This window comes from Paenibacillus sp. PsM32 (assembly GCF_030433815.1).
Taxonomy (GTDB): domain Bacteria; phylum Bacillota; class Bacilli; order Paenibacillales; family Paenibacillaceae; genus Saccharibacillus; species Saccharibacillus kyungheensis.
The window spans coordinates 125,830-138,394 of the sequence record NZ_JARUWY010000010.1; the positions used below are offsets into that span (position 1 = coordinate 125,830).

Annotated in this window: 10 protein-coding genes; 7 read left to right on the plus strand and 3 right to left on the minus strand. The window is 38.4% G+C overall.

Going from position 1 to position 12,565, the window contains the following annotated elements; translation table 11 throughout:
- Nucleotides 1-205 precede the first annotated feature (205 nt).
- From QCD85_RS18060 to QCD85_RS18070, 3 genes are all read left to right on the plus strand, one after another.
- Nucleotides 206-844, plus strand: coding sequence for a DUF1906 domain-containing protein (locus tag QCD85_RS18060; RefSeq protein ID WP_273616052.1), 639 nt, complete (start codon nucleotides 206-208; stop codon nucleotides 842-844).
- A gap of 219 nt (nucleotides 845-1,063) precedes the next feature.
- A complete protein-coding gene (locus QCD85_RS18065; protein ID WP_301263450.1) occupies nucleotides 1,064-2,389 on the plus strand; it encodes an amidohydrolase in 1,326 nt (441 codons plus the stop codon).
- Nucleotides 2,390-2,534: 145 nt separating this feature from the next.
- Nucleotides 2,535-3,143, plus strand: coding sequence for an undecaprenyl-diphosphatase (locus QCD85_RS18070; protein WP_301263451.1), 609 nt, complete (start codon nucleotides 2,535-2,537; stop codon nucleotides 3,141-3,143).
- A gap of 144 nt (nucleotides 3,144-3,287) precedes the next feature.
- Here the strand turns inward: QCD85_RS18070 and QCD85_RS18075 are convergent, their stop codons facing one another.
- On the minus strand, nucleotides 3,288-3,632 hold the full coding sequence (locus tag QCD85_RS18075) for a DUF3243 domain-containing protein (RefSeq protein WP_204824274.1): 345 nt from the start codon (nucleotides 3,630-3,632) through the stop codon (nucleotides 3,288-3,290).
- 375 nt (nucleotides 3,633-4,007) lie between these two features.
- Between QCD85_RS18075 and QCD85_RS18080 the strand changes: the two genes are divergently transcribed.
- On the plus strand, nucleotides 4,008-4,586 hold the full coding sequence (locus tag QCD85_RS18080; protein ID WP_301263452.1) for a hypothetical protein: 579 nt from the start codon (nucleotides 4,008-4,010) through the stop codon (nucleotides 4,584-4,586).
- 255 nt (nucleotides 4,587-4,841) lie between these two features.
- Nucleotides 4,842-5,393 carry a hypothetical protein gene (locus QCD85_RS18085; RefSeq protein WP_301263453.1) on the plus strand — a complete coding sequence of 184 codons (552 nt, stop codon included), beginning with the start codon at nucleotides 4,842-4,844 and terminating at the stop codon, nucleotides 5,391-5,393.
- An 83-nt stretch (nucleotides 5,394-5,476) separates the two neighbouring features.
- Here QCD85_RS18085 and mprF read toward each other — a convergent pair whose 3' ends face one another.
- Nucleotides 5,477-8,122: a bifunctional lysylphosphatidylglycerol flippase/synthetase MprF gene (gene mprF / locus QCD85_RS18090; protein ID WP_301263454.1), complete on the minus strand. Its 2,646-nt coding sequence runs from the start codon at nucleotides 8,120-8,122 to the stop codon at nucleotides 5,477-5,479.
- Between the two features lie 363 nt (nucleotides 8,123-8,485).
- Complete coding sequence (locus QCD85_RS18095; protein ID WP_301263455.1) at nucleotides 8,486-10,132, minus strand: multicopper oxidase family protein; 1,647 nt, start codon at nucleotides 10,130-10,132, stop codon at nucleotides 8,486-8,488.
- 386 nt (nucleotides 10,133-10,518) lie between these two features.
- Between QCD85_RS18095 and QCD85_RS18100 the strand changes: the two genes are divergently transcribed.
- Together QCD85_RS18100 and QCD85_RS18105 are read left to right on the plus strand one after the other, a co-directional pair.
- Nucleotides 10,519-11,442 (plus strand): cellulose binding domain-containing protein, encoded by a 924-nt coding sequence (locus QCD85_RS18100; protein WP_301263456.1) that lies wholly within the window; start codon nucleotides 10,519-10,521, stop codon nucleotides 11,440-11,442.
- A 225-nt stretch (nucleotides 11,443-11,667) separates the two neighbouring features.
- Nucleotides 11,668-12,534, plus strand: a complete 867-nt coding sequence (locus tag QCD85_RS18105) for a VOC family protein (RefSeq protein ID WP_274170098.1) — start codon at nucleotides 11,668-11,670, stop codon at nucleotides 12,532-12,534.
- The last annotated feature ends 31 nt before the right edge of the window (nucleotides 12,535-12,565 follow it).

Here is a 12,565-nt window from a genome sequence, read left to right on the forward strand (position 1 = left end):
AGAATAGGGTCATAGACTGTAGCAGTTTTCACATCAGGTGAGAACTGCTTTTTTATTACATATACTATTTTGAGGTAGAAGTCATGATTAAAAAATCCTTCATTTATAATAGTGTAACTCTAACTGGAAAAATGTTACAATCTCCATATTAACAAGTACTTTTTGTTTTTGGTACACTATCTGATCAAAAAGGGGATACATCTCAATGAATCCAGCTGAAGAACGTCCAACAGACAAAGGTATTGATACAGAGTCGTTATGCGAAGAAAAAGCATTAGAGCTAAAGCAAGCCGGATATCATTTTATTGCTAGATATTACAATCAGAATAATCCTCACAAAAATCTAACAAAGACTGAAGCTCAAGCGCTAACTCAAGCAGGGTTGTATATTGTAGCTGTTTGGGAAAATGGATATCCAACATCGGTATCGTATTTCTCACAAGAAGTCGGAGAAAGTGATGCTACATCTGCCTACAATTATGCCAAACATACGATTGGACAGCCGCAAGGTTCTACGATTTATTTTGCAGTCGATTTTGATGCGTCACCAACAGATCTAAGCGAGTTTGTTCATCACTATTTTCAAAAGATTATTGATACCTTCAAAGAATTAGGCAATGAATATCATATTGGAGTCTATGGTTCAGGGCTGACTTGTGAATATATACTTAAAAACTTTTCCGAGATATCGTATACATGGTTAGCAGAATCATCAGGTTGGAGCAATTCTAGAACTTTTGAACAATGGAATATCAAACAAGTGGGAAGTGGAACAGAAGTTGGCTTCTCGGTAGACTTTAATGAAGCTCAAGGAGATGGCGGCGGATTTAGATTGGAATCATAATCTTTGTTTGCTTTACGGCTATTTGCGTTACGATATATTATAGATCGCAAAAACAGCAATCTCCAACTTACAATAAAGATCTAGCGATATTAAAAAGTAAAGTCTTATTCTAATCTAACTCAGATTGGGATAAGATTTTTTGTTGTTGACCTTAACGTTACGTCAATGTGTATGGTAAGAACAGAGCTTATGATCTTATTATACAGGAGGCAAAAAATAATGCGTATCCATATTTGCAATACTACGATTTTGACGATGAATAAAGAAGAAGCCCCTTTTCTCGGTGATATTGTGATTCATAACGATCGAATAGAGCATATTATTCACAAAGATCAGCAAGCGATCGATCCTATCATTCTAGAACAGATAAATCATGACGATGTACAGCTTATTGACGGTACTGATATGGTGACGATGCCAGGCTTGATCAATGCACATCAACATACACCGATGAATTTGTTAAAAGGATTTTCTGATGATCTCAAATTAATGGATTGGTTAGAAAAGAAAATGTTCCCTGCTGAAGCGCAAATGACTCCAGAAGATATCTATTGGGGAAGCAAATTGTCGATGGCTGAAATGATTCGTTCGGGTACAACAACTTTTGCCGATATGTATATGCATATGAATCAGATTGCTCAAGCTGTAGAGGAAGTCGGTATGAGAGCCTCGTTAACACGCGGATTGGTCTTTCATGACGATGATCAAGATGCACGTATTCGAGAAGCGATAGAACTGGTAGAACAATGGCATGGACAAGCAGATGGGCGTATCACCACTATGTTCGGCCCGCATGCACCCTATACGTGTCCACCGGATTCATTGCTAGAAGTGATAGAACTCGCGAAGCAGTATCAGTTACCGATTCATATTCATCTTGCTGAGACCAAAGAAGAAGTAATCACGATGCGTGAACGTTATGAGCAGACACCGACACAATATCTATATGAGCTAGGATTATTTGAGCAATTGCATGTGATATTAGCACATAGTGTTCATTTGACCAAACGAGATATTCAATATTTAAAAGGAATACGTGGAGGGGTTATTCATAATCCGGTGAGTAATTTGAAATTGGGATGTGGTATTGCCCCAGTTACCGAAATGATGAAACAGGGGATTACGGTAGGATTAGGTACAGATGGAGCAGGAAGTGCTACAACACTGGATATGTTTCAGGAGATCAAAGCAGCCACATGGTTACAAAAATTAGACTATGGCGATCCAACTGTATTGCCTGCGTACCAGTCATTGCAAATGGCGACTATAGAAAGTGCCAAATTATTAGCGATTGATCATGAAACAGGTACATTAGAAGTAGGCAAAAAAGCAGATATGATTTTGATTAATTTGCGTCAACCTCATTTACAGCCTGTCCATCATATTGTTTCTTTACTTGCGTATAGCGCAAATGGGGCAGATGTAGATACAACTATCGTAAATGGACAAATATTGATGAGACAACGCCAATTAATCACTATAGATGAGCAAGAAGTAATACGTCAGGGAAATATACGAGCCCAACGAATCGTAAACGGTATCTAATAGAAATGTATATCCAAAATCCACTACATCTAGTATATAGATAAAGTGGATTTTTACATTATGTTTACATTAAATTTACACTGAGTTGATAAAAGTAAATGATTGCTTTAAAATATTGGGTTAGGATGTAAAGGAGGAACTGCAATTGAATGTTTCACAGGTGGACTATGAGGCTTTTCGCTGGATAAATGATGGAGCAACCATGTTTTCATTTATAAATCCATTGATGTTATTTTTATCAAAATATGCTGTTGTGTTTTTTGTGATTGGAGCATTGATTTATTGGTTTACACGCGCACACGCTAATCGTCGTATGATTACGCAAGCTTTATTGTCGGCACTAATCGGATTTACAACAAGCTGGATATTAGGTAAATTATTTTACCGGGATCGACCCTTTGTCGATCATGAAGTATTCCAGTTAGTTCATCATGAAGCTAATGCTTCTTTTCCAAGTAATCATGCGTTAGGTGCATTTGTTATTGCTATGACGATCTGGTTATTCCGTCGTCGCGATGGTTGGATATGGTTGATTCTTGCTTCAGGTATCGCTATTGCTAGAGTCTGGACAGGTGTCCATTATCCTACAGATGTGCTTGCCGGAGCTTTCTTAGGAGTTTTGATTGCTGTTGTAGTACATAGAGTATTTACACGAATATCACTCGCTAAAAGCTTGATGGAGTTAGGCATTTATCATTATGAACAAATCGAAAGAAAAGTATGGCGTAGTAAGTCAAGTTATCGTAATCGTTAAAATAGCCTAACCATCGCAACAAAAAAATCTGCTTTGAAGTCAACGTGTCTATCATCAGACACTGATGCTTCAGGAGCAGATTCTTTTGATATATATTATTTATAAGCAACATAATCTTGCTAGAGGCATAAATGACAAATTGTTTTATTTGTCTGCTTGAACCATACGTACTAACAAGTGAGCCAGTTTGTGACGTTGGTCTTCATCGCCGACTTTCCACAATTCATATAACAATTTCTCTTCGCGGTTACGTGGTTCTTCGTGAGTAGCTAGATAATCAGCAACTTTTTGTGCAATTTTAGCTAATTTTTCTTCGCCTAATCCGATAGATTCCCCAAGTTGAATACGTTTGCCCAAATAAGACTTAAACGATTCAAAATTGCTTAAAATATCTTCTTTTTGATCATCACTCAAACGATTTAGTGTAGTTTCCACCTGTCCTGTTGCGATTTCTCCGTCTTTTTTAACGATATGTGATTCTTCTGACATTATGAATTCCTCCTCGTTGTTTGTGGTGTACTACGTTATATATAACCGCATCATACAATTCTAATCTTTTCACAATAAACTTCTTTCGAACGCTTAGAGCAGGTATTAGGACAAGGTATTAATTTTGTTATTCACTTTTAACTTTATTGCAACTTTTGCATAAAATATTTGCAGTATACTGAATATAGAAGTAAGCCACTTACTCACACCTGAACAAGATAAAAATCATACAAGAATCACTAATTGGAAAAAAGTTACATGGTTCTGTAAGTACGTAATACGGGTAATAAAGGCTACACAAGGTTAATCAGTTACCAACACATTATTGTTGGCGGTCTATTGAGCTGACCGACCATTTTAAGGAGAGATGAAGCGATGTTTAAAACGATGATGGGTATTTTTGGTGCAGGGGCTGCTTCATTGATCCTCTTGACTTCTGGAAGCTTGACTCAGACTTCAGGAACGGTCACAGCCGATGCTGCTACAGTTACACAAAGCGTGTATGCAGATACGTATGCACCTGCTGCTAATGTACCGGCAGACGGAACTTATACTGTGTTTATCAACAAAATTGACCGTGATTCTAACAATGGCAACTATGAACTGACTGTTGATCCTATCAACTGGTACCTCGGAGAAGCAGCGAATGTTGAATTTAATAAAGAAAATCCGAATAGTGGCATTGATGGAGCACCTGATGGTTACTACATTACTAATGATGATACACAAACATATAATTATGCAGTAGCAGCTAATCCAAAAGTATTGATGCAAATTTATGATCATACAGGTCAATGGAAAGATATTGATACCAATTGGAATGAGCCTGTTAGTATTCAAAAGCTAAATGCGATTTTCCAAAAACCTGATCTACTTGATCCTACGGTATTTCCATACCACATTACAATAAAAGATGGACAAGTAAGTCAAATCGTACAGCAGTATATTCCTTAATATACTGTGCATCAAGATAAATACTTCAAGGGACTGCTGTACTGGCGCAATAATAGACCAGTATCGTAGTCCCTTTTGTATAGATTGGTAAAGTAATAGCTGTTCAGAATCCAAAAGCTATCTCTGCAAAATGACAAAAATTTTGCGGAGTCGTGTCAATCTGGTATGATCTTTATATACGCTTGGATGCTGAATAGGTGATCGTCTGCAACTTTTGCCACAGTTATGCGTTACATTACTTGAGGAGGTGCATTTATGATGCAACGAAATATTCAATTACTACTGAAACGGACTCCATTTGCATTAATCTTGTTAGTCGGCATTCTAATGTTGGCGGCATGTGGCAATAAGGAGCAACCAGCAACAGCTCCTGCTGAAAATGGTAGCACCGGTACTACAGAAACCAACACAACTACAGAGGTGACACCACCTGCTACAGGAACGACAGATGATTCTTCATCTGAAAGTGTAGAGGACAACCAATCTACAGATGATAATACAGCTGGAACAACAGAAGAAAGTGTAGAAGCAGACGATAACAACGAAGCTACTGACACGACAACAGATTCTTCTGCCGCTGAAACGAAAAGTGCAACAGGTACATTTACAGGATTAGCAGACGAACATTCTGCTGAAATCATGGTAGATGGTCAACCGATGGTATTCCAATTAAGTGATGCAGCTCAAACAGTAGCAGGAAACTTGAAAGAAGAATCAAAAGTAAGCTTCCAGTATACTGAAAAAGCGATCCCTGGTGATGATAAAATCAAATCAATGACTATCACCAAATTAGAAGCTGTAAAATAATTAATCGTTATTCATAAGATCGTATAAAAAAGCTCCGAATCCACTGTGAAGTGAGTTCGGAGCTTTTTGTGTCTCTACATGTATCACACTGATTCTGCTTGTTCAGGACGACGTGAGACCAGACGTACCAGATCAAGGGTAAGAATAGGAAGTGCCATCCCTGCGGGGTACGCTAGATATCTAGCTTGCCATTCAGGAGAGAATTTTTCTTTGTATCGGCGTAATCCTTCAAATCCATACCAGTGCCCTCCATATTGGAACACTAGACGTGCTAATTTTTCTTCACGATGTGCATTTTGATTTTCCCCTACACTGGACAGTGGAGACATGCCTAGATTGAAATAAGAATATCCTTGTTCTTTTGCCCATTCGATCAAGCACACAAACAATACATCCATCGTACCATTTGGCGTGTCATTCAAGTGACGCATGAGATCGATGGAAATCACTTGATTCTGGTCATAAGCCGGAGCCAGTGTTGCAAACGCTAAAATCTGACCTTCTGCATTACGAAGTAGAGCCAGTGGAGAACGCTGGATATACGGTTCATTGAACCAACCTAACGAATAAGCTTTTTCTTTACGATCGCCTAACCATTCATTGGAAATCTGACGTAGCTCTGCTAATAGATCCGCTTGATAAGGCGGAGACAGTACTTCAAACGTCTGTCCTTCTCGATCAGATTTATTTTTAGCTGTTCGCAAGTTTTGATTACTTTTACCACTTAGTGTAAAGGTATCTAATGGTACAAGCGCTTCTTCACCAAGCTTAAAGAAGTTATAACCATTTTCATGATAGATGGATAAATATTCAGGTGCCGCCTGATAAAAGACTACAGTTAAAGCATAATGGTCAGCATAACTTTGGAACTCTTGAATAGCTGCTCCGACCAAATTTTTATTTCCGATTGGATCACCGAGTACAATTAATTTATCACGTACACGAGAATAAGGGATTAAAATTTGATCATTTTGCGCCCAGTAAAAGTTTTTATCACCTAGATACAGAAGGTGAGTCAGCAGATTACCGTCTTCTTTACCAATAAAATCTGTAAACTTTTCGATCTGTGCTTCATCTGGACGAACACCTGTATAACGATGCGGACGAAGAGTGAAGATAGAGGCTATCAAAATCAAAGCCCCGATAAATCCAATCACCGCTGTAACCGCATATTCGTGCGGGTCTAAAAACCAGTGCTGTGCACGTAATGGCAAATGTCGCAAAATAGCAGGATGAATATGTGTACCAATCAAGTAATACGATAATGCTGAAATAAAAGCAAGTAACGCCCAGATCCAGATACTACGTATAGAAATGCTAGTACTTTCACGATTAAAGCGAGCACGTGACACCCATAGTACCAATGCTACGATCAGTAGAATAATCGCTTCTTCGTAATCGAACCCTTTGGCAAAGGTGAAAATAGCCCCTGTTAACAGCAAAGCGCCTGTCAGCAAATATGCACGCCGAATACGAAGCGAAATACCCCGTGATACAATAATCAGCATAATCCCGATAATAACAGACAATTGTTCAGAGAAGCGCATAATCGGTAAAGACAATAGATGCTCCATAAAACGTAAACGATCGATCAAGCCGGGAGTTGCCGCCGATAACAGCAAAATAACGCCGCTGGCAAAAACTAATTTGCCGAGTGCCCATGCACCTAGATCACTTAGTAAGCCAAATTGAGAAGGCCATCCCCAAAATTTAACCCATGTGTTACGCGAAGCATCCAGACTGGTCGATAGCATGTCACGCATTTGCTTAGTGCTTGGACTCATTTCAAAAGCAGCCAATACCAAACCGATCAACCACGGAACAACAAAATAGAAAATACGGAATAATAACAAAATCGTTAGCGCGCGCGATGGATCAACACCTAAGGTGTGTAATCCAAGCAAAGCAATCAGATCAAATGCCCCGATACCACCAGGAGCCATACTAATAATCCCTGCAATCGCAGCTACAACGTACACACCGAATACCGGAGCAAACGGTAAATGATTCAGATCATAAAAAGCGAATAGCCAGAACAATGTACCCGCACAAGCCCATTCAAGTAAAGAAGAGCCAATCGAAGCGGCAATGACTTTCCAGGGTAACTTGCCATCTCCTTTATGGAACCATTTCGCAAATAATGAAGAACGTTGCATTAATAAAAAGAACGGTAGATATAATGAGACTCCCCATACTCCTAATCGAAGCCATGGATGCTCCTGAAAAATAGGTTCAACTGGAAACACACCGATCAATGTCAAACAGCCGAGCAAAGACAATCCTACTAATACAATAGGAGATAAGAAAAGTACTGCAGCACCCATCGTTTTCATAGGGACGCCGCTTTTCTTATACAGCAATGTACGTAAGCCTACACCGGTAAGACCAGCAAACCCAATCATATTGTTGAATGTATTTGCGATCCATGCATACCGATAAGTTGTTTTCCAATTCACATCAAGCTTGAACTGCTTTCGTATTAAATAATCGTAAGTACTCATTGCCGATACAGCGATAAAAGAAGCAATGATTAGTTGAATAACGATATGAACAGGCATCATACGTAACTCATGAATAATTTTAGCTAAATTGATATTCTGAATCTCATGTCTTCCATATACAAAAATAATGGCTAGAATAGCTACAGGAATCAGTATCCTTATAATTTTAGCGCGATATAAAGCTGTGAATAACTGTAAGATTTTAAGCTTTCGAAGCGATTCTCTCATTGTGTCGTCGACTCCACCTTTAGACAGATTAAACTTATGATTTGTAAGTACAGCATATTAGCTTATCCTAATTTGCACATATGATATTCTTGGTAAATGGATGTATATCTGGATGGTGTAACATTCTTATCTATCATACTACATCGGTATGTGTAAAACACAATTTGATAGGATTCTATACATTGCCTGTATATTGTATTTGAAGCGTAATAAAAAATCCCTTCTAGTTGAAGTGTAGGGGTTCATTTAGGAATGAACATTTTCTCACTATCTACTACAAGGGGAGAATATAACTATAATAAACAATTATCTTATGGTTTTATTTACACTAATGTAACGAATATCAAAAATAGCAAAAACTTCTTACTCTGAAATATTGCCTGCTTCTGGATCAGGTTGATATTGCGATTTGTAATCTTCATAGATGACATCAGTCATCATGCCCATAGATGCGTGATGAAGTTCATGACAATGCACCATCCACATCCCCGGGTTATTTGCGCGAAAAGCAATGACATAAGTGTCACCGGGGCGCACATTGATAGTATCTTTCCAGATCGGTGAGCCTGTTAATGCTTGACCATTTTTGGATAATACTTCAAATGAATGACCATGAAGATGCATAGGGTGATCTTCATTTTTCGATTCATTAATTAACGTTATTTTGACAGCTTCGCCTGTTTTCACTTTGAGCTGGCTAACTTGAGGATAGGCTTCTTTATTAATCGTATATGACATTTTACCATCAATTACACCCATATCCAAATCTAACGTGTATTCACGATCAAATGCAGAAGATAATGTAAAATCACTTGTAGTTGGTTGACCATATGTTGTAAGATCAAGCGCCGCTTGGTTACCATCTGAAATAGATGCCATCTGTGCTTGCTGTGCTGTAATCTGTTGCTCTATTTCAGTTGCAGTAGGTTGACTATTATCCTTCTCGATTAGAATAGGAATACGAACAGATTGTGCAAATGTAGACTCTCCGACCATACCTATCCACGATAGACCCACCTGATCTGCTGTAAATTCGATATCATACCGTTCACCAGGAGCGATAACCAGTAATCCATTTTTCAATACCTGCGGTTGATTGATATCTTGTCCATCAGTTGCTGTGACACGATAAGCAGGGGAATGAATATATAATGTCTGAGTCATATTACCTGCATGAATCAATCGCAAACGTACATGATCCCCTTGATGAACTACGATCGGTTCAATAGATTTTCCGCTTCGTCCATTAACCGTATAGATATTGTAAGCACCTAGATTACTATTGATAGCTAGTATATTACTTTCACTTTCAGGAGCAGTTGTATTGGGATCTGACCATTCGTCCAGTACCAGTGTATGATCAGCAGAGACAGAATCTTGCTTTTTCTTCACAATAAAAGAGCCGTATAACCCTTTACCAATCTGATTTAAGCTATCTTGATGAGAATGATACCAGTACGTACCTGCATGATTCGCTTTGAACGTATAAGTGAAGCTGTCCCCCGGTTGAATCGCATCTTGAGTCATTCCGGGCACGCCGTCCATATCATTTGGTAAGACGACACCATGAACATGTAACGAAAGAGGCACGTTAAGTTTATTTTTTAAATGGATCGTCACTATATCGCCTTCTGTCACTTCGATCTGTGGGCCAGGTACAGAACGATTGAATGTCCATACAGGCAAATATTTACCTTTTTCAATTTCTAAATAAGACGTTTGGGCAGTTAAATTGATCATTTTGCTTGTGATCGTCTGCGGTGGCGTTGTTATCTGAGTAGGGCGCTTCGTGACACTACCTTCTGGCGCAGTAGCTGTTGTGCCTATATGATCCATCGACATAGAATGTTCGGTATGTACAGATGTACTTGGTGACTCTGATGAAGGGGAAGTTGTTGTTGATTGTGATGCGCTACAGCCGGTTATTATCACTAAGCCAATCAGCAAGGAAGTGAAGCTAATAGAAGTGCGTATATTGAGTATAAATAGAGACGTTAATAATGATTTCACTGTATATTCTCCTCTACCGATGTAAGATTGTTCTACTCTATTATGCCTTTTTTTAACTTCTATAGTCTCAATAGGAATTGTCATTTTCTTGACGATTGAAATGATAACGCTAATTATGTACAATGACAAAAATGTTACTTTTTGTTGAATCATGTGTTTAAACGCAATACTTACTGTTTAATAATCATTCACGAGGCTCTGTTGTTAGAGGTTGTGTAACCGCTATATTCTAACAATGTACAGAATGATAAAGAAGAAAGGAGCACAGAAAATCATTACAATATCAACATAGAAGAATAGAGCCGAATACTTAACAGCATGATGAGACGCAAAACATTTTACCGAGCAATTATATCTAAAAAAAACAATACGGAGGTATATGATTCATGGGAAACAAATCTAAAAAAGCTTCACTTATACTTGCTGCTACTATTCTGGGAACAACGGCGGGAAGTTTTCTTGTGGCGCCTAGCGTTAATGCTGCAATCGAAAGCAATGTAGTGAAAAACGATATTAACTGGGATACTCCTTCTGCTCCAGCCGCACCTTCTCAAGTGAATGCTCGTGCAGGTTCTGAACAAGTCGTTTTAACTTGGGCTCCTGTTGATAATGCCAAAAGTTACAACGTAAGACGTTATAATGTAGTAAACAATACGTATGACAGTTTTAAAGCCAACGAAACGACTGTTTTGACAACAGGTGTAACCGATGCAGTCTATACAGATACTTCTGTAACAAATGGTCAAATCTATGGTTACGTTGTTAATGCAGTATACGGTGATGGACAAATGAGTCAATTGTCGATGCCTGTTATAGCTACACCGATGGCAATGTCCGGCAATGTAAAAGATTCGATCGTGTTGCAATACAAATCAGGTACAACAGCAGGTAGCAACAGCATCCAACCTACATTTAATATTATGAACACTAGCGGTACACCTGTGAACTTGAGTGATATTCGTGTACGTTACTATTTCAATGGTGGTAAAGATTTGACTGCCAAAAATTTCTCTGCGAGTAACGTAAGCTTCGGTTCTCGAAATATCGAGCCTAACTTTGTTAGTCTGGAAAAAACATATGCACAAGCAGATAGCTATATCGAATTGCTATTTAATGCAGAAGCAGGAATCATTAGAGCAGGTGGAGAAACAGGTCCAATGACATTTACAATCCAGAAAAATCAAAGCGGACCTTCTCAAGCAAATGATTATTCCTACAAAGATACTTCTGAATTAACAGAGTGGAATAAAGTAGCTGTTTACTATCAAGGTGATCTTGTATGGGGAACAGAACCTGATTTAAATAACTAATCGTTAGACAATAATGTGCAGTTAATAAATAATCAGTATGTAATCATATAAGTACAACCCAAAGTGATCTTTTCGAAGATCACTTTTTTTATTATCACTCCAAATTAACGATCTACAATCAATACTTACATATACGCTGTTTATATTAACTTATACTTGCATAGTTACTTTCTAAATGGTAATATACTTATATAAAATAACTAATGAAAAGAAAGGGACTTTCCTATGAATACTCCTATTATTAATCCAGCACTTCAAATCGGGCTGGTCAAACTTCGTATTAGCCAATTAGAACGTTCATTAACTTATTACACAGAGGTTATTGGACTTAAAATATTACGTCAAGACGATACCACAGCAGACTTAACTGCGGATGGACATACTGTTTTACTTCAATTAGAAGAAATCGAAAATGCGCAGATTTTACCACGCCAATCTGCGGCTGGCTTATATCATTTTGCTATTCTTGTACCTGATCGGACTAGCTTAGGATTGGTGCTTCGTAATTTAGCGATGCGTAACCAACAAATCGGGCAAGGTGATCATCTTGTTAGTGAAGCATTGTATTTGAATGATCCTGATAATAACGGTATTGAAATCTATGCAGATCGTCCTCGTTCAACATGGCAAAAAGACGAACGCGGGCAATATATTATGGGAACCGATCCTGTTGATGTAGATGGGTTATTAGCACTGGCTGAAGGCAAAGAATGGACAGGGTTACCCGCAGGTACAATAATCGGACATGTTCATTTCCATGTGCCTACTTTAGCAGCGGCTCGTCAATTTTATGTGGATATATTAGGATTTGAAATTATGCTTACTGACGATCGCAGTGTATTATTTATCTCTGCGGGTGGTTATCATCATCACTTAGGACTCAATGTATGGGCAGGTGTTGGTGCTCCTATCGCTCCGGCAAATGCCGCAGGTATCAGTTATTACACATTGAAAATGCCAGATCAGGCTTCTATTCAAGAAGTTGCTGATCGTGCTAGAGCAGCCGGTATCCCTGTAGAAGAAACAGAAGGGCAATTATGGTTGACAGATCCTTCAAATATTCAAGTTCGATTTTATAGTGATGCTTCTTGAATATTGTCTTATATGTAACGCTACGATCAAA